The following is a 19313-nucleotide window of genomic DNA, read 5'->3' as shown; positions in this document are numbered from 1 at the left end:
GCAGATGAAACGCATCCTCATATTTTTATTGCTTGCAGCCAGTACTTTCAGCAGTTGCAGCAAGTTTCTTGAAACGGAGCCGGAAGATTTTGTAACGCCGGACAATTATTACAATACGGAAGCCGACCTGCGCCGCGCGCTGAACGGGGTGTACAACCGGCTGATAGATAACTTCGGGCGCATGTACTCCCGCGGGTTGTTCAGTTACCTGGCTATCAGCGACGAGTTTTTCTTCAAGAACATCACTATTGCCCAGCTGAAGGTAATGGAGTTTGACGCCGGCCAGCTGGATATTGGCCGTTTCTGGGAAACCGCCTACCAGGGCATAGACCGGGCCAACCTCTTGCTGGAGAACATCAACAAGCCGGATATGGATGAAACCAAGCGCAACGTGATCAAGGGCGAAACCCTTTTCCTGCGGGCGTATTATTACTTCCTGCTGGTAGACCATTTTGGCGGCGTACCGCTGAAGCTGACCTCCACCAAGTCTCCTACCGACAAATACCTGCCGCGTTCAACCGTGGCGGAAGTATATGCGCAGATCGTGAAAGATATGCAGGAGGCGGAGCCGCTGGTGAGTGACATCAACGGGTACAACTACAATGAAACCGTTACGCAAACCGCCGTGCAGGCCATCCTGGCCAGGGTTTTCCTGACCATGGCAGGGGAGCCGCTGAAGCAAACAGAGCGTTATAAAGATGCGCTGGCCTATGCCGATAAAGTGATCAGCTCCGGCCGCCATTCCCTGAGCCCTGATTACAAGCAGATATTCATCAACCACTCCCAGGATAAATACGACCTGCAGGAGTGCATATGGGAGGTGGGCATGTTCGGCAACCAGCTGGGCAATGCACAACTGGCGGGCGCTGTAGGCATCGAGAACGGGCTGGAGTGCCTGGATGAAACTATCGGTTACAGTGGTGGCGGCATGCACCCCACCGCCCGCATGTTCGAGATGTATGACCCGGCAGACCCGCGCCGCGACTGGGCCATTGCTCCCTATAAATACACCGTTGCCAACGGCGTAACCACTAAAACCTTTTATACGGATGCGCAGGTATATGACCGTACCGTAGGTAAATGGCGCAGGGAGTATGAAACGGCTACGCCCAAGAACAGAACGTATAATTCCACCAACTTCCCCGTGATCCGCTATGCAGACGTGCTGCTGATGAAAGCGGAGGCGGAGAACGAAGTGAACGGCCCTAATGCAGACGCTTACAACGCCATGAACATGGTGCGCAGAAGAGGCTACGGCAAACCGGTAAATACGCCAGACGCCACTGTTGACGCGCCGGCCGGTATGGATAAAGCCGCTTTCCTGGCGTACCTGCAGGATGAGCGCGCCCGTGAGCTGGCTTTTGAAGCCATGCGCAAACATGACCTCATCCGTTGGGGCCTGTATCTTCAGCATATGCAAACGCTGGCGGCGGAAATCAACGCTACCGCCCCCTCCGGCTTCAAGTACTCGGGCAATGCCGCCAAGAACGTAACGGCAAGGAACCTCGTGTTCCCCATCCCCAACTCTGAAGTAACGGTAAATCATTTGATCATTCAAAATCCCAACTGGTAATTATGCGAAAGCTCATATATATGCTGGCAGCCGCCGCCGCGCTGGCCGCCTGTAAAAGAGAAAAGGTGCCTATGCCTGACTTCCAGGTGCATACCAGCTCCCTGACCTATAAGGCCGGTGATACCGTACGGTTCGTATTCAGCGGCAACCCTGACAATATCACTTTTTTCTCCGGTGAGCCGGGTCACAACTATGAGTTCAGGAAACGCACCAGCGCCGCCAATGACCTGCAGGTGCAATTCAGCACCTGGGTGCGGTACGGCCTGGTCCGTGACAACCTGCAGCTGATGGTGTCTAACAACTTTAACGGCAAAGCCACCGCAGAAGACCTGGCCGCCGCTACCTGGACGGACATTTCAGACCGCGCCGTGTTTTCTACCGGTGTAGACCGTACGCCCTCCGGCGTAGTGAGCCTGAAGGAGTTTGCCAGGCCGCCGGAAGATTCCGCGCTGGTATACGTTGCCTTCCGTTACACAGACTATAAAAAACCGCAGGGGCAAAACCAGTGGGTGATCCGCACTTTCGAGGCCAACAACGTGTCTGATGACGGGGTGGTATCTCCGCTGGCCGTAATGAGCACCGGCGGCTGGCTGCAGGTGGATGTCAAGAACCCGGGCTTCAAATGGACCATTACCACCGCGCAGCTGCTCATTGCCAACGCTCCCGGCACGGCGGATGATAATGAGGACTGGGTGATCAGCAAGGGCTTCAACCCCTGGCAGATCAAGCCGGATGTGGGCACCGCGCTGAAAAACGTGAGCACTGTACTGGAAGAGCACACATACGTATATAAGGAACCGGGCACTTATAAAGTTATATTTGATGCGTCTGCCGTGCGGTACACGGGAGAAAAGCGCCTGCTGCGCGAAATTAACTTAACCATTACACCATAGGAAGAAGAACATGAATGTAGCGATTGACACGTCGGTAATAGTTGTATTTTCTGTATTTATCATGCTGGTGGGCTTTTCGTTCTCCAGAACGGGAAGGAACCTGAAGTCTTTTTTTGCGGCGGGAGAGGCGGTGCCCTGGTTCATTGGCGGGTTGTCTCTTTTTATGAGCTTCTTTTCTGCCGGTACTTTTGTGGCCTGGGGCTCCATTGCCTATAAATATGGCTGGGTGGCCGTTACCATTCAGTGGACGATGTGTATCGGCGGTCTGGTAACGGGCCTCTACATTGCCCCCAAATGGAAGGCCACCGGCAACCTCACCGCGGCGGAGTTTATCCGGGAGCGGCTGGGGGCCGGCGTGCAGCAATCCTACATTTATATTTTCATGCTGGTATCCCTGCTGATCAAAGGCTCTGTGCTGTATTCCGTGGCACGGCTGGTCAGCTCATCGCTGGGCTTTCCGTTGATGCCGAGTACGGTGGTGCTGGGCCTTTTCATGATAGCCTATACCGCGGTGGGCGGCCTCTGGGCCGTAATGGTAACAGATATTCTGCAGTTTGTGATACTGACCGCTGCCGTGCTGATCATTATCCCGCTGGCCTTTGACGCGGCGGGCGGGGTGCAGCAGTTCCTGCATTTTTCGCCGGAAGGTTTTTTCAGCGTGGTGAACGGTGAATATACCTGGGGCTTCATTCTTGCTTTTGCCCTGTACCACGTGTTTTACATTGGCGGCAACTGGACGTTCGTACAGCGGTACACCAGTGTGGACAAACCTAAGTCAGCCTCCAGGGTAGCGTACCTTTTTGCGGGATTGTATATTATCAGCCCCGTGCTGTGGATGCTGCCGCCCATGCTCTACAAGCTCATCAACCCTTCCCTGCAGGGGCTTGACGCGGAGAACGCCTATCTCATGGTGTGCAAGCATGTGCTGCCGGCCGGGTTGATGGGGCTGATCCTCACCGGTATGTACTTTTCCACGTCCGCTTCCGCCAACACGGCCCTGAACGTAGTGTCTGCCGTGTTCACCAATGATATTTACAAAGGCCGCATCAACCCCGCCGCGTCAGACAAAAAGCTGATGCTGGTGGCCCGCCTGTCTTCCTGGGTGATAGGTCTTGGCATGATAGGCATTGCCCTCATAGTGCCGTACATCGGCGGTATTGTGGAGTTCACCCTGAGCATTGGCGCCATTACCGGCGGGCCGTTGCTGGCGCCGCCCATCTGGGCGCTGTTTTCCAAACGGCTCAACGGGCGTGCCACCCTGTATATCACCATTCTCAGCCTCGGCGCCAACCTGCTGTTCAAGATCATACTGCCCTTTACCTCCGGCATCCGCTTAAACCGCGCGGATGAAATGCTGGTAGGCGTGGGCCTGCCTTTCCTGCTGCTGCTGGCGTACGAGGTGTATGCCCGTATGACTAACAAGGTAAGTGAGGAGTATCTGCAACTGCAACAGGTAAAGGCGGAGCGGAAGATCATGCGGCAGGCGCCAGACCCGGAAGAAGCGCTGGCCATACAACAGCAGAACGTGTTCGGGCTGAAGGTGATCGCTTTTTCACTGGCCTTTATTGCGGTGCTGCTGTACGTGCTCTGTTTCTTTGCCGCCGGCAGCGCCCCGCTGGTAGCGGGCATTGCCACCGCCATTCTTTTGCTGGCGCTGATACCTTTACGGGCGGCCAGGAAAGGAATGGGGCTGCATGGGTAGACCGTACCGCTGGCAAATGAAGCCGTGAGTGACATTGCTTTCCGCGCGGCTGCTGTTAGCAAAAGCAGCAACAGGCATGACCATGGAACATGCCGGCGGAATGCGGCCATAAAAACGAAACGATGCAACTGAAAACATATATTATTCCCATACTCTTCTGCAGCTTGCTGCACCTCACCGCGGCCGCGCAACAACGCGTTGCGCTGGAAAGCAGTGCCCTGCGGCTGCAATGGGAGAGAACGGCCAGGGGCTACGAGCTGAAGAAATTAGCTGTAAAACAGGGCGCCGGCTGGGCCAGCCAGGCAAACCCCAGCGGGGAGTATACCCTGCTGTATTCCGCCACCCCGCCGCCGCAGGGTCCTGCGCCGGTGTACAATGCAAAAGGCGAAAAGATCAATTTCCCTGAAAATATCTACCATTACATTATACCGCTTTGGAAAGAACTGACCAGCCCCGTGCAGCTGAACACCGCCGGGGAGGCGCTGCACTTTTACCCCGCTGCCGCCACCGGCGGGCAGGGCGGGGCGCAGGTGTTCTCCGCTGAAAACAGCCGGGCGGCCGTAACCGCTACCTGGGCCATAGACCCCGCTTACCCGGCTGATGTAACGGTAACGGTTAAACTGAAAGCAAAGGCGGCCGGATATTTTTCCATGGCCACGCCCACGCTGGCTACCTTTGCCAGCAACGGCTTTGCCTGGGCCGGCATTCCCGGTTATTTCCAGAGCAATGCCATAGAAAAAGATTTTATCAAGGCGGCCGTGTACATGCAGGGCATTCCTGACAAGCCCATCCTGGTGAGAGACAGGGCGGCGTCTACACTGTCTCCTTTCATCCAGGGCAAAAACCGGGTAACCCTGGCAGTGATACCGCAACCCGGCACGGCGCGAGACCCGTGGGCGGACAGTGTAAAAACGCAAACCGTGTGGAAGCTGGGCCTTTCCCTGATGAACCGCAAGGGAGCGCTGACGCCCACCCTCTACCGCCCCGTACTGGGGCAGCAAGGCTCTGCGCTGAAGCAAGGGGAAACCATCACGTTCTCTTTCCGTTATACCCTGCAGGCCGCGGACTGGTACACCGTGTACCAGCACACTATTAACGACATTTACCGCTTCCCGGATTTCCTGCGGCTGAAAAGCACGCAACGTTCGCTGACAGACCGCATCCTGGCCATGCACCGCTATGTGATCAGCGATGCTACCTCCCTGTGGCGCACGGAAGATTTTAACGGCATGAAGATAGGAGCGCAGGCCTACCTGGGCGGCGTGTACGGCTCCGAGAAAGATGCCATGAAAAATTCCGACTACGGCGCCATGTGGATGCTGGCCGGTATCATGAATGACGATGTGCTGCAGCAGACCCGTCTGCCGTATGCCCGCAATTTCAAATTGCAGCAGCAGGTAACCGCGCCCGGGTTTTTCAACGGCGCGGCGGCGGGGCAATACTACCTTTCCAAAAGCAAACGCTTCACCGAAGAGTGGGGCCCCTACGTAGAGCCTGTTGCCACCACCTATTACATGCTGATGGACGCGGGCAATATATTGCTCTTCAACCCCGGGGATACCGCCATGAAGCGGGTGCTGGCCCACGCGGCAGACCGCCTGCTGGCCTGGATGGGGAAGGAAGGCCAATGGCAGGTGGCGTATGACCACGCTACCAGGGCGCCCATGTTCACGGAGGTGGAAGACCTGCGGCCCACTTTTTACGGGCTGCTGATAGCGTATAAAATATTAAAGCGCCCGCAGTACCTGGCCGCCGCCAGAAAAGGGGCGGACTGGTACATCCGCAACGCGGTGAACAAAGGCCGTTTCCTGGGCGTTTGCGGAGATACGCGTTTTGTGCCAGACTTTGCCACGGGTCAAAGCGTGCAGGCATTGCTGGAACTGTATGAGATAACCGGGGAGCAGCGTTACCGCACCGCGGCGGTAAAGGCGGCGCAGTTGTACACCACTTCCGTGTACACGCATCCCATCCCTTCCAATACGGAGAAAAGAGTGAACGGGGTGGAAAGGAAAGACTGGGAGATCAGCCAGGCCGGTTTGAGTTTTGAGCACGGCGGTACCTTTGGCAGCGCCAACTACCGCGGCCCCATATTGTTGGCCAGCCACGCCGGTATGTTCGTGCGTATGTTTGCGCTCACCAAAGATTCCCTGTTCCTGAACATGGCGCGTGCGGCCGCATTGGGGCGCGATGCTTTTGTAGACCCCGCCACCGGCGTAGCCTCCTACTACTGGGACGTGATGAATAAAGGCGCAGGCCCATATCCGCATCATGCCTGGTGGCAAATAGGCTGGATCACGGATTACCTGCTGGCCGAAGCGGAGCTGCGCTCCGGCGGAAAGGTGAAATTTCCCCGGGGGTTTATAACGCCGAAGGTAGGGCCTCACCAGTCGTACGGCTTTGCGCCCGGCATGGTGAACGGAACGCCCGCGCAATTGCTGCTGCGGCAGGGGCTGATCAATACCACCAGCCCGTACCTGGACTATTATTGCGCCATTAACCGCGAAAAAAAGAAACTGTTCTTCATCCTCCTGAACAACGATGACGCCCCGCTGCGTACTACCATACAGGCCAATTACGCCGCTGTACCGGTAACGCCGGTGCAGGCAGCTGCGGCCTTTTCTGTGGAGATACCGCCCTACGGCATACAGGTCATCGATATAAACTACCGTTAACGTATGAGAGCGCTGCTGATAGGTTGGGTGTTATGTGCGGGCTGGCTGCCTGCGCAGGCCCAGCAATCTTATTTTATTGAAGCGGAAGATTTCCGCATCCGCGGCGGGTGGATAGCAGAAAAGCCGCCGGGCGCCAATGTTTCCGGCCACCAGATATTGCGTGTGCTGTCTGGCAAAGTGAAGGCGGCCGATGCCCTTACCGTGATCGATATCAAAACACCCGGTGAATATACCGTCTGGACGCGTACCGTTGATTACCCGGACAACCGCCCCGGCACAAGACTTTTCCGTGTATTGGTGAACGATGTGCCGCTGCAGCGGGAATCAGGCGCGCACGGAAAGGACGGTTACCATTGGGAACAGGCCGGTACCGTAAAGCTGAACAGCGGGGACAATGTGATACAGCTGCATGACTCCCGCGGTAACTATGCGCGGGTAGACGCGCTGTTCCTCACGTCAGAGAACATAGACCCCGCCAAGGCAGACCCGCTGTTATACAAAACGGCCCATGTAGCCGTTCAACCCGTGCCGGCACAGCAGCCGGCTACCGTGATAGCTGGCATCAGCGCGGGCGCCCAACCGGTGGCCGCGCTGGAAAACGAGCATATCAGGCTGGAGCTGCTGCGGGGAGAGCGCCTGATGGCCCGCACCGCCGTACGCCGGCAGGGAAAATGGGAATACCTCGGCGGCGGCATGGAAGAGAACAGGATATTGTTGCTGAGCGGCGAAGACCCGCAGATCACGTTCGGTGGTTTCTTTCCCGGCTGGAATGGCTCGCGCGGCTTCAGTACTTTTACATGCAGGGGGAAAACCTATACCATCATGGAGCCTGACAACCTGCGCAATCCTTTCCTTGCCGGGCAGCTGACCGCGTTTGTGCCCGTAGCCGCTACGGCAACGGACAAGCAGCATTTGCACGTAGTGTACCGCTCGGAACAGGGAGATACCATTACCGGCCGCTGGGAACTGCTGCCGGGGCAGCGCCACTTCCGGCTCAACCTGCAATACAAGGCCCCGCAAAATGCTTTTTACAGCCTGGCCGTACTGGCCTTCCAGGGCATGGCATCCAACCGGGTGTCTAACGTGCAGCTGCCACCCATGTTCCAGTACCAGCGCATGCCGGAGCAGCCGCTGATATTGCCCTCCGCCATGATGCCGCAGCCGCTGGCCATGGTGGAGCTGAAAGAGAGCGGCATTACAACGTTCATTACCGGCGCGCAGGACGGTTTCCCGCTAGATTGGGCCATGTCTTCCACTTCCGTGATGGGCTTCGGCATTAAGAACGAAAAGAACCAGGTGCAGCCCGTGGCTTTTTCGCCCGTGCCCGGTTTGAAAGACGCGCAGTTAAAAGCAGGCCAGACGCTGCGGCGCAGCTTTATGATAGGGGCGTTGCCTTCCGGCTGGAACGATGCGCTGGAATATATTTCAGACAGCATCTATGCCGTTAGGGATTACCGCCGGCAGCAGCTTTCGTTAACGGAAACCATGTTCAACATTACAGACCTGCTGCGCAACGATGAGGCGGCGGGCTGGGCGCCCCTGCTGAAAGGGTATTATGATATTGAAGGAGATCCCAAAGCAGCGCCTACCGTGGTACAGTCCGCGCCCCTGGCCGTTATTGCCACGGCCATGCTGGCGCGTGACGAAGCGTTTTACATTAGCCGCGCCCTGCCGGCCATTGAATACACCCTTTCCCGCAGCGGCTTTCGTTGGGCGCAGCGGGGCATGAGCAAAAAAGCGGGCACTCTCAGCCCGTACGGTTCACAATTCACCACCGCTTATTTTGAAGGCCTGCACCGCCTGCTGGGAGAGGCCAATCCCTGGCTGAAGAAAATTGCGTTGCCGGGTAACAACGTGCGCGATGCAAAAGGATACTCCGTAGCCATTCCCGCATGGACGCAGGAGCTGGCCGCCTACCGCCTCACCGGGCAACGCGCCTGGCTGGATGCCGCTGCCAGGCATGCGGATGCGTTCATGCAGCAGGAGGTATACGGTACCAAAACCGCGCCGCTCAGCAAGCAGCCTTTTTACAATACTTCGTTTTACGCTTACTGGTGGGACCTGACAGATCTTTACGATGCCACCGGCCACCAACAATACCTGGATGCCGCGCAGGCCGCCGCCTTTCATACGCTGGCCGGTGTGCGCAGCTACCCCGCCGTGAAAGATACCCTGCAAACCATTCACCCCGGCGGTCACTACGAAGGCAACACCACGCTCTGGTGGAAAGGCGGAGAGAAATACCGCCTCGGTTTTCCCCGCCGCCCCGGCGATGCGCAGGAAAAGCAAGTGCCGGAATGGCTGGTATCTCCCGTGGGGTTGGGCTTTGAGCAGCCTTTCACGTTCTTTGACCCGGGCAAGCTGGCGCGCCATGTGTTCATGAGCAACTGGGCGCCGCACCTGCTGCGGCTGTATGCGCACCAGCCGCGAAAGATATTCGAGACCTATGCCCGCAACGCGGTGATAGGCCGGTTTACGAACTATCCCGGGTATTACGCCACCGGTTTTACAGACATCACCATGCAGCGGGATTTCCCGTACAAAGGCCCTGACGTTAGTTCTATCTACTATCATCACATACCGCCGCACCTTGCTTTTACCATGGATTACCTGGTAACGGAGGTGATGCAGCGGAGCGGCGGCAAGGTGAATTTTCCCTACGTGAAGCAGGATGGTTTTGTATGGTTCAACAACCGCGTTTTCGGTGCGGGCAAGGGAAAGGTGATGGACGATGAAGGTGTTGGCCTCTGGCTGAAACGGGGCCTTGTCAGCATCAATACCCCGGGTGTCAACTACATCACGGGCATGTCTGATAAACGCTTCTGGGTATTGCTGGCGGGAGAAGAGAATACGCCTGTTGATTGCCAGGTTACGCTGGGAGCGGAAGTGCCGGTGAAAGATAATGCGGCCGGGTTGCTGTATAATAATGCGGGAGCTGCTTCAGAAGGAAACAACGCGGGCGCTCCGGCGAGCGGCAGCACAACCGCGGTGCCGGCGCCTGTGGCAGCCGCCATGAGCGGCCGTACCATTGCCGTAAAGGTGGGGGCAAAGGGTTTCACCGCCCTGTCTTTCCCGCTAACGGGCAAACGCGCCGCTGCAAAAATCCCCCCGCTTAAAAACGGCATGCAGGAGGTAGACTTTGGCCCGGGCATTGGCAAGTGTACCCTGTTCCGCATCCGCTCGCCGTTTGGCTGGGACGCGGTGTACGGGTACCTGGAATCCACTTTGTCCCAGGGTACCACGGTGACCGTAACAATGAACCATAAAGAAGAAACGCTAACGGCCTATCCTTTTGAATGGTCTTTTCACCCGCTGTCCTTCCGGGAGGAAGCCAGCGTGAAAGTGGTGGTCAGAACAAGGGATGGCCGCACATTTGAAAGAAACATGATTTTATGAGCAATAAATGGATCATGAGCAGCCTGGTAGTAATGATGGCGGCAGGGCCGGCGGCGGCGCAGCAAGACCTGATAGCCGCTTCCCAGGCCGGCGCTTCACCGCTGTATTTTGAGCCTGCCGCGGGCACGCCGCTGGTAACGCCCGGTACTTTTTATAACGCGCGGGAATGTACGCCGCGCAACGGCCTGCCCGCTTTCTTTAAAAAGGCGGCGGCAGAAGAGCCGTTGCTGGTGGGCTTCATCGGCGGCAGCATCACCCAGGGCAATGCCGGTTACCGCCCGCAAACCTTGCGCTACCTGCAGGCTATGTTCCCTGCCGTCAACATCAGGGCATTGAATGCCGGTGTGTCCGGCACGGGTACAGACCTGGGCGCCAGCCGCGTGCGGGAGCAATTGCTGCAGCACGGGCCAGACCTGGTGTTTGTGGAGTTTGCGGTGAACGGGGCGTATGCGCCGGGTATGGAAGGCATTGTACGGCAGGTGAAAAAGAGCGGCGCGGACGTTTGCCTGATCTACACCATAACAGGGCCGCAAACAAAAATATACGCGGCCGGCCAGGTGCCGGAAAATATACAAGGGCTGGAGAAGGTGGCCGCGCACTACGGTGTGCCGTCCATTCATCTTGGTATGGAAGCGGCCATGCTGGAGCAGCAGGGCCGCCTGTTGTGGAAAGGCGCTGCGGGAGATACCACCGGCCACCTCCTCTTTTCCACAGACGGTGTTCATCCTCTAACGGCCGGGGGGAATGTATACGCAGCGGCAATTGCCAGGGGGCTGGAGAAGATGCGGAAGCGGGCAGAGCAAGGTACGCGGCCTCCTGCAACGGTCGATAACCGCAAGCAGGCAGAACATGGTACGCCGCCTGCGGTGGCAGCTGGCAGCGGGAAACCTGCAAAGGCCCGCTTGTCTCAACCGGCTGGCGGCGAAAAAGAGACTTTGCCGCCGCCTTTATTCCCGGATAACTGGGAAGCGGCCGGCATGTACGCCCCGCGCAGCATTGCCACCTTCAGCGGGCGCTGGGAGCAGGTTACGCTGCCGCAATTTGCGCCCTGGTTCCCGGTCATAGAAAAAGCCGTTACACCCGGTGCGGCCTGCACCTTTCGTTTTACCGGCAGCGGCTTCGGCATTTTTGACGTAGGCGGCCCGGAAGCGGGGCAGATCACTATTACGGTGAACGGCAAAACCATGCAGGTACAACCGCCGCTGGTACCGGGTACACAGGTGTACCGGCTGGTGGAGGGAGACAGCCTCCCCGTTAACCGTTTCAACAGTTATTGCAACAACCGGTACCGCGGGCAGCACCAGTTCTTTACGTTGCCGGAAGGCAGGTACACGGTCAGCATCCGGCTCTCGTCCCAGCGGGCGGATAAAGCCGCCATATTAGGGCCAAAGCAGCAGGAAGATATCCGGCAGCACCCTGAAAAGTACAGCCAGGGCGTGTTGCACCTGGGCCGCATCCTGGTAAAAGGAACGCCGGTGTTAAACGGGAAGGAGTGAGAATTGTTTGGGAATGCTCCCATGAATTGGGAATGTTCCCAGCATGATTTTGATACAAAGTGTATCACAGCGCGTGCTGTGCCGCATTAAATTTGACTGATAGTAGCAAACGCACTTTATGAAAAACGCAACTCCACGTATGATCGCCTGTCTTTTATTGCTCGCCGTTGGCGCGCAGGCCCAGGTATCATCCGGCAGGGAAGGGGTACAGGTCACATCAGCCGGGCAAACGTACACTTTCGCTCCCGTTTTCAGGATATTGTACAACGCCACAGATCCCGGTATGGCGCTGAAACCCGCCGGTATCAAAAAGGTGGAGTACAACGTGCTCACCTGGAAAGTGAAAGACAGCAGCAAAGCAGATTTTATACAGAAGAAAATAAACGCTTCCATGGCGGGAGACGGGTTTGATGACCGTATCCTGCGCGCCAAAAGCGATTGGCGCACGGCCAACATCCACCACGCCGGGGAAAGCGTCACCCTGCAGGCCAGCGGTTACCGCCGGCATAAAGACACCGTGTTCTTTTCATTCCCCGCCGCCGCCGGTTTTTCATTGAGCGCTTATGTGCTCACCGCGGCCCAACCGTACCCCGTGCTGCATTTCACGTTCAGGGCCGCCAGGCCGGGCTTTTACAGCATCGGGTATACCGGCGCGCCTGCTTTCAGCGTTGCGCAGGCAGCGGCCATCTGGCAGCCGCTGATATGGCAGGAGAAACGGGTGCCGGATGCGGCTTACCTCACGCCCGCCTTTATGGCGCCATTGCCCACCACCATGGTGAACGACGGGCGCAACACCCTCGGCGTGCTGGCCTCCCCGCAGCACCTCCCGTTCCAGCCGCTGCCCATGCTGCCCAACAGCCAGTTCGGCATTGCCCTGGTGAATGAACGTGGGCAGGTGCAGCCGCAGCTGTACGCGCCCATACCAGGTGGTTACGGCTCACAGATGAAAGCGGGCCATGTGTTTGATTTCTCCCTGCAACTGGTAACCGAACCGAAGAACATTACCCATACCTATCAGCATATTGCGGAAACCATATTCGGCTTCCGCAACTACCGACGCAATGATATTGCCTCGCTGAACACCGTGCTGGACAACATGACGGCGTACGCCATGACAGACTATGCCTGGTTCGTAGACAGCCTGAAAGGGTTTGCCTATTCTACGGACGTGCCCGGCGCCGTAAAGAACGTATCCAGCCTCAACCCGCTGGAGCTGGCGCTGGTGCGGGACGATTCCGTGATGTTTGAGAAGCGGGCCTACCCGCTTGCGGAATTTATGCTCAGCCGTGAGAAGTTCCTGTTCAGCCTTGACAGCCTGCAGAAGATACAAAGCCCTTCGCGCAAGCTGAAAGGCCCCGTAGCGCCGCTGTCTGAACTGGCCGCGTTGTACAATGTGTTTGGCAAAACAAACCGCTTTTACCTGCAGATGATGGAGCGGGAGTACCGCGGCAACCGCGTGCGCAACCTCGATGTGAAAGAAAAAGGCAATAGCTGGATCAATGCCATGCACCTGTACCGGGCCACCGGAGATACCGCGTACCTGGCCGCTGCCCGCCGTATGGCAAACGAATACCTTCGCCAGCGCGTGTACCAGCCGCAAACGGCCTTTGACGATCCTTTTGCCGGCAGTTTCTTTTTCTGGCCGGCATTCACCAACCGCTGGATAGAACTGTCTCAGCTATACGAAATTACAGGAGATACGGCCTACCTCAACGCGGCCGTGCAGGGCGCGCGGCAATACACCATGTTCACCTGGATGGCGCCGGCCATACCGGATAGCATGGTGACCGTCAATAAAGGCGGCAAAGCGCCCATGTACTGGTACCTGCGCTCCAAAGGCCATGCGCAGATGTATTACCCGGAAGAAAAAGCGCCTGCCTGGCGCCTGTCTGAAACGGGGCTTACGCCGGAGTCTTCCGGTACGTCTACCGGCCACCGCGGCATTTTCATGACCAACTTTGCCCCATGGATGCTGCGCATCGGGTACTATGCCAAAGACACTTTTTTGATGAACGTGGCCAAAGCGGCCGTAGTGGGGCGCTACCGGAACTTTCCCGGTTATCATATCAATACGGAGAGAACAACGGCTTACGAGAAAGCGGATTTCCCGCTGCATGCCCACAAGGAGCAAAGCGTGAACTCTTTCCACTATAACCACATTCTGCCCATGGCGTCTATGCTGATAGACTACCTCGTAACGGACGCGGCTGTGCGCAGCCGCGGGCAGATCAGTTTCCCGGCTGAATACATGGAGGGCTACGCTTACCTGCAGAACTATATGTACGGCAGCCGTCCCGGCACCATGTACGGTGTGAAGGACGTGCAGCTGTGGATGCCTTCCCACCTGCTGGCTACCGGCAGCACGGAGCTGAACTACATAGCCGCCCGTAAAGGCAACAGGTTGCTGCTGGCATTCACCAACCAGTGCGCCTCGCCGGTAACCAGCATGGTTACGCTGGACCGTGCGCAGGTAAAAACCGCGGCGGGCAGCAGGGTAACGCTGTTGAACGCCTCCGGCAAAGGTGGTACCGCACGTCCGGGAGCGGGCATCGTCAAAGCCACACCGCTGAAGGGCAACACCTTCAGCGTAACCGTGCCCGCCAACGGCATTGCCGTGGTAGCAGTAGAGAATGCCGTGCCGCAGGTGCGTTTCCAGCAGCGGATATTGGCCCGTGTGGAAGATAACGGGAAAGACTATGGCGAAATAAAGCCCGGCAACGCCAAAGCGCTGCTGTTCAAGCTGGGCGCGTATGGCCGCAGGCTGTTCCTGTACCTTCAGGATGATGATAACCTTTGGCGCAGCGTGCGCCTGCATTATACGGATGCGGCAGGGAAGGAGCAACAGGTGACCGATGCGGCCTATCCCTTCGAGTTTACCGTGCCGCTGCGGCAGGCGTACCCGGTACAATGCTGGCTGTCGCTCACCGGAACGGACGGCAGGGTGGTAACGAGTGAAAAAATAACCTTAGGCAATTAAAACAGACATAAAAGAGCAATATGATAAAGCAGGACGCAGCCGGGTGCCGTACATTCCCGGAGAAGAACATTGTTGTTGACCTGGTGATCACCGGTGGCGGCCTTTCAGGCGTATGCGCCGCCATAACGGCCGCGCGCCAGGGGCTCAGGGTGGCGCTGGTGCAAGACCGGTCTGTGCTGGGCGGCAACGCCAGCAGCGAAGTAAGGTTGTGGATACTCGGCGCTACCTCTCACATGGGCAATAATAACCGCTGGGCAAGAGAGGGCGGCCTGGTAGACGAGATACTGGTGGAGAATACGTACCGCAACCCCGAAGGCAACCCCGTGATATTTGATATGATCTTGCTGGATAAAGTAACGCAGGAGCCCAATATAACGCTGCTGTTGAACACTACGGTGTATGAAGCGGAAAAGAAGAACGATGAAGAGATCAGCGCGCTGCGCGCCTATTGCAGCCAGAACCAGACGGCGTACCTGCTCAAAGCCCCGTTGTTCATAGATGCCTCCGGAGACGGGGTGGTAGGTTTTTTGTCAGGCGCCGCTTTCAGGATGGGAGCGGAAAAGAGGGAAGAGTTCGGGGAGCTGTTTGCCCCTTCTGAAGCGTACGGCGAGCTGCTGGGCCACAGCCTTTATTTCTACAGCAAAGACACGGGCCGCCCGGTAAAGTTCACCCCGCCTGCCTTTGCGCTCCAGGATATTACAAAAGTACCCCGCTACCGCAGCTTCAACGCGCGTGAATACGGCTGCAAGCTGTGGTGGATAGAATATGGCGGCCGGCTGGATACCGTGCATGACACGGAGATCATCAAATGGGAGCTTTGGAAAGTGGTATATGGCGTATGGCACCACATCAAGAACTCCGGCCAGTTTCCCGAAGCGGAAAACCTGACGCTGGAGTGGGTGGGCATGATACCCGGCAAACGCGAGAGCCGCCGGTTTGAAGGGGACTATATGATGCGCCAGCAGGATGTGGTGGAGCAGCGCACGCATGAAGATGCGGTGGCCTTTGGCGGCTGGTCTATTGACCTGCACCCCGCGGATGGCGTGTTCAGCGAAAAGCCCGGTTGCAACCAGTGGCATAGCAAGGGTGTTTACCAGATTCCCTACCGCAGCCTGTACAGCCGCAACATCCGCAACCTGTTGCTGGGCGGCCGCACCATCAGCGCGTCTCACGTAGCCTACGGCTCCACCCGCGTAATGGCCACCTCCGCCCACGTAACACAGGCCGCCGCCATGGCGGCGGTGCTCTGTACGGAAAAAGGCATATTGCCGGCGGATATTATCGCCAACGGGCATACGAAAGAACTGCAGCAACGCCTCCTGCAAACGGGGCAATACATACCGGGCCTGTTGTACCGGTCCCCGCTTGACCATACCGCTACCGCCACGCTTTCCGCCAGCAGCGAGCTGGTGTTGAAAGAATTTCCCGGCCAGCCGCTGCTGAAACCGCTGGATGTTTCCGTGGCGCAAATGATACCGCTGCCCGCGGGCAAGGCGCCGCTGATGGCTTTCCATGCGGAGGCAGATGCTGCCGGCACGCTGGAAGTGGAGCTGCGCATCAGCAGCAAAAGCGGCAACCACACGCCTGATGAAACGCTGGCCCGGCAAACGCTGGCCCTCCAGCCGGGGCGCAACTGCCTGCAATTGCAGTTTGACGCGGATATGAAAGAAGCGGGGTACGCCTTCGTTACCTTCTTCAAAACCCCGGGCGTGCGGCTGCACTACACCGGTAAACGGGTCACCGGCCTGCTGTCTGTGTTCAACACGGTGAACAAGGCCGTGTCCAACTTCGGTAAACAAACGCCGCCGGAAGACATCGGGATGGACGCTTTCGAGTTCTGGTGCCCCCAGCGCCGGCCGGAAGGGCATAACCTGGATTTCAGGCTGCCTGATGGCCTGCATGCCTTTTCAGTAGAAAACATCCGCAACGGCGTAGAAAGGCCCACCACACAGCCTAACGCCTGGGTGGCAGACTGGAACGATCCCAACCCGGCCATCACGCTGCAATGGAGCAAGCCGAAGAAGATCAGCACCATAGAGCTGTTCTTTGATACAGACTATGACCACCCCATGGAATCCGTGCTGATGACGCATCCTGAAACGGCGATGCCCTTTTGCGTACAGGCTTACCGGGTGAAAGACGGCGCCGGCAATATCCTCTTCGAGAAAAAAGACAATTACCAGGCCTTCAACCGGCTGCAGTTGCCGGAAGCGGTGCATACAGACCAGCTGGTGATAGAAGTGGAACACCCCTCCTCGGAGGTGCCGGCGGCGGTTTGTGCGGTAAGATGTTATTAAGTTGAGTATATTGCGGGGCTAAATTCCGTTTCTATGAATAAGTATCTGTTGTGCTCCCTGCTGCTGGCCGTTGCCTGCAACGCCGCGCAGAAGGGGGGAGAGAAGGGAGGTTCATCTGCAAACAACGCCTCCGCCGATATAGTGGACACCGCCCAGGTAGTGGCCGCTTTTGAGCTGCTGAAAAGCGACAGCGTTTTTTTGGACGGCATGGACCTCATCTCTGAAGGCACGTACGCCTTTTACGATGAGGAACGCCCCCTGCTCATAGGAGACATTAACCGGGACAGCCTGCCGGACGCCCTGATGCCCTTTTCCATAGAAGGCATGGGCGGCGGCAATAACTATACCGCCCACTATGCCGTGCTGCTCAACGAGGGCGGCCGCCTCATATATAATTCCGTGCTGCGCCGCGGCAGCAAGCTGTCTGAGAACATGCTCACCTTCACCGGTATTGCCAACGGCGTAGTAGAGGGCTGGGAACTGCCGGGCTTCCACCACCCGGAAGCGGATTCCATCTATGTGCAGTATGCGTTCCGCAACGGCAGGCTGGAAGAAACGGTACGGGAGAACTAGCAAGATGTTTCGTATAACATAGAGAATGTGCATCCATGCTGATGCACATTTTTTTTGCAGCATAAGGCCCAGGGCCCGTACACTGCTGTTGCTGAACCGCGGCAGCGCGGCAAAGCGCGCGGAAAGTTCAGGACAACGGGCATCTCCCGGCCTGTTCTCAATTATGCTGTCCGTTGACCGTAATCAGTTCCCGCTATGCTCCGCGGTGGTAATTTCAATAATTCGTATCTTTTAAAGAAATCATTGAGCCCATGCATTACCAGTCAGCGGAAGAAGCTGTGAAAGTTATCCAGAGCGGCCAGCGCGTGTTCATACACGGCAGCGCCGCCACCCCCATGGCCCTGTTGAGCGCCCTTTTCAAACGCGGCCCCGAATTGAAGAACGTAGAGCTGGTGAGCATCACCACCCTGGGAGACGGGGCGTTCAACAATCCTGATTTTGGCCGCAGCTTTTTCATGAACTCCCTGTTTGTTTCACAAAACGTACGCCAGGTGGTCAACAGCCAGCATGGAGATTATGTGCCGGTGTTCCTTAGCGAGATCAACCAGCTCTTCGAAAGAGGGGTGCTGCCGCTGGATGTGGCGCTGGTGCATGTTTCTCCGCCGGATAGGCATGGTTACTGCACCTTCGGCACGTCAGTAGATATTGCCCGCTCCGCCGTCAAACATGCCCGGTACGTAATTGCCCAGGTAAACCCGAACATGCCGCGCACGCATGGGGACGGCATTATCCATATCAGCAACATCAACGCGCTGGTGCAAACAGACCAGCCGCTGCCGGAGGTGAGCTATGCCAAACAGGTAACAGAAACGGCGCTCACCATTGGCCGGTACTGCGCGGAGCTGATAGAAGACCGCTCTACGCTGCAAATGGGGATCGGCGCCATACCGGATGCCGTGCTTTCCTGCCTGCACAACCACAAAGACCTCGGCATACATACGGAGATGTTTTCAGACGGGGTGATCCCGCTGGTGGAAAAAGGCATTGTGACCAACAAATACAAAACAAAGCACCGCGGCAAGATAGTGACCGGGTTTGCCATTGGCACCCGCAAGCTGTACGATTTTGTTGATGATAACCCCATGGTGGCCTTCCTCGAAATAGACTACGTGAACGATACCAAGGTGATACGCACCAACCCCCGTGCCGTGGCCATCAACTCCGCCATAGAAATAGACATTACCGGGCAGGTATGCGCGGATTCCATTGGCACGTACCAGTATTCCGGTGTGGGCGGGCAAATGGATTTCATGCGCGGGGCGTCTCTCTCCGAAGGCGGCAAGCCCATTATTGCACTGCCTTCCACTACCAAAAGCGGCGCGTCCAAAATAGTGCCTTTCCTGAAAGAAGGCGCGGGCGTGGTCACCACGCGGGCGCATGTACGGTACGTGGTCACGGAGTTTGGCGTGGCGGACCTGTTCGGGAAAAACCTGCGGCAAAGGGCCAGGGCATTGACGGATATTGCCCATCCTGATCACCGGGAGTGGCTGGACAAGCATATTGCGGAGCGGTTCGGGAAGTAGGGAGTGCCATACCCCGCAGCGGCGCCTGAGCTGGCTGCAGATGCTCCGCCATATGGAGCATTACGTACCCATAGCAAAAGAGCAAGCCCTCTGCTGCAGGCACTCCGCCATATGGAGCATTACGTACCCATAGCGAAAGAGCAAGCCCTCTGCTGCAGGCACTCCGCCATATGGAGCATTATGTACTCATAGCGAAAGAGCAAGCCCTCTG

Annotated in this window: 10 protein-coding genes; all 10 read left to right on the top strand. The window is 57.3% G+C overall.

What is annotated here, in order from left to right; genetic code table 11:
• Nucleotides 1-4: 4 nt before the first annotated feature.
• The 10 genes from D3A97_RS17375 to D3A97_RS17330 all read left to right on the top strand — a co-directional run bounded on the left by D3A97_RS17375 (nt 5) and on the right by D3A97_RS17330 (nt 19102).
• Nucleotides 5-1573 (top strand): RagB/SusD family nutrient uptake outer membrane protein, encoded by a 1569-nt coding sequence (locus D3A97_RS17375; protein ID WP_119079798.1) that lies wholly within the window; start codon nt 5-7, stop codon nt 1571-1573.
• A 2-nt stretch (nt 1574-1575) separates the two neighbouring features.
• Nucleotides 1576-2466, top strand: a complete 891-nt coding sequence (locus D3A97_RS17370) for a DUF5017 domain-containing protein (protein ID WP_119079797.1) — start codon at nt 1576-1578, stop codon at nt 2464-2466.
• A gap of 10 nt (nt 2467-2476) precedes the next feature.
• Nucleotides 2477-4168, top strand: a complete 1692-nt coding sequence (locus D3A97_RS17365; RefSeq protein WP_119079796.1) for a sodium:solute symporter family protein — start codon at nt 2477-2479, stop codon at nt 4166-4168.
• A gap of 122 nt (nt 4169-4290) precedes the next feature.
• Complete coding sequence (locus tag D3A97_RS17360; protein ID WP_198674046.1) at nt 4291-6840, top strand: glycerophosphoryl diester phosphodiesterase; 2550 nt, start codon at nt 4291-4293, stop codon at nt 6838-6840.
• A gap of 3 nt (nt 6841-6843) precedes the next feature.
• Nucleotides 6844-10236, top strand: a complete 3393-nt coding sequence (locus D3A97_RS17355; protein WP_119079795.1) for a hypothetical protein — start codon at nt 6844-6846, stop codon at nt 10234-10236.
• Nucleotides 10233-11732 carry an SGNH/GDSL hydrolase family protein gene (locus D3A97_RS17350; RefSeq protein WP_119079794.1) on the top strand — a complete coding sequence of 500 codons (1500 nt, stop codon included), beginning with the start codon at nt 10233-10235 and terminating at the stop codon, nt 11730-11732. The genes D3A97_RS17355 and D3A97_RS17350 overlap by 4 nt, the downstream gene beginning before the upstream one ends.
• A 118-nt stretch (nt 11733-11850) precedes the next feature.
• Complete coding sequence (locus tag D3A97_RS17345) at nt 11851-14709, top strand: glycoside hydrolase family protein (protein WP_198674045.1); 2859 nt, start codon at nt 11851-11853, stop codon at nt 14707-14709.
• Between the two features lie 20 nt (nt 14710-14729).
• Nucleotides 14730-17006 (top strand): FAD-dependent oxidoreductase, encoded by a 2277-nt coding sequence (locus tag D3A97_RS17340; protein WP_119079792.1) that lies wholly within the window; start codon nt 14730-14732, stop codon nt 17004-17006.
• A 33-nt stretch (nt 17007-17039) separates the two neighbouring features.
• On the top strand, nt 17040-17579 hold the full coding sequence (locus D3A97_RS17335; RefSeq protein WP_119079791.1) for a hypothetical protein: 540 nt from the start codon (nt 17040-17042) through the stop codon (nt 17577-17579).
• 251 nt (nt 17580-17830) lie between these two features.
• On the top strand, nt 17831-19102 hold the full coding sequence (locus D3A97_RS17330; RefSeq protein ID WP_119079790.1) for an acetyl-CoA hydrolase/transferase family protein: 1272 nt from the start codon (nt 17831-17833) through the stop codon (nt 19100-19102).
• Nucleotides 19103-19313: the final 211 nt, after the last annotated feature.

Origin of the sequence: Chitinophaga alhagiae (genome assembly GCF_003568665.1) — a bacterium.
GTDB classification, from domain to species: Bacteria; Bacteroidota; Bacteroidia; order Chitinophagales; family Chitinophagaceae; genus Chitinophaga; species Chitinophaga alhagiae.
This window is presented reverse-complemented; position numbering and strand designations above follow the sequence as displayed.

Excerpts from the sequence above, each read along its gene's own strand:
- D3A97_RS17335 (WP_119079791.1), top strand. The coding sequence starts at position 17,040 with ATGAATAAGTATCTGTTGTGCTCCCTGCTGCTGGCCGTTGCCTGCAAC.
- D3A97_RS17370 (WP_119079797.1), top strand. The coding sequence starts at position 1,576 with ATGCGAAAGCTCATATATATGCTGGCAGCCGCCGCCGCGCTGGCCGCC.
- D3A97_RS17355 (WP_119079795.1), top strand. The coding sequence starts at position 6,844 with ATGAGAGCGCTGCTGATAGGTTGGGTGTTATGTGCGGGCTGGCTGCCT.
- D3A97_RS17360 (WP_198674046.1), top strand. The coding sequence starts at position 4,291 with ATGCAACTGAAAACATATATTATTCCCATACTCTTCTGCAGCTTGCTG.
- D3A97_RS17345 (WP_198674045.1), top strand. The coding sequence starts at position 11,851 with ATGAAAAACGCAACTCCACGTATGATCGCCTGTCTTTTATTGCTCGCC.
- D3A97_RS17365 (WP_119079796.1), top strand. The coding sequence starts at position 2,477 with ATGAATGTAGCGATTGACACGTCGGTAATAGTTGTATTTTCTGTATTT.
- D3A97_RS17375 (WP_119079798.1), top strand. The coding sequence starts at position 5 with ATGAAACGCATCCTCATATTTTTATTGCTTGCAGCCAGTACTTTCAGC.
- D3A97_RS17340 (WP_119079792.1), top strand. The coding sequence starts at position 14,730 with ATGATAAAGCAGGACGCAGCCGGGTGCCGTACATTCCCGGAGAAGAAC.
- D3A97_RS17350 (WP_119079794.1), top strand. The coding sequence starts at position 10,233 with ATGAGCAATAAATGGATCATGAGCAGCCTGGTAGTAATGATGGCGGCA.
- D3A97_RS17330 (WP_119079790.1), top strand. The coding sequence starts at position 17,831 with ATGCATTACCAGTCAGCGGAAGAAGCTGTGAAAGTTATCCAGAGCGGC.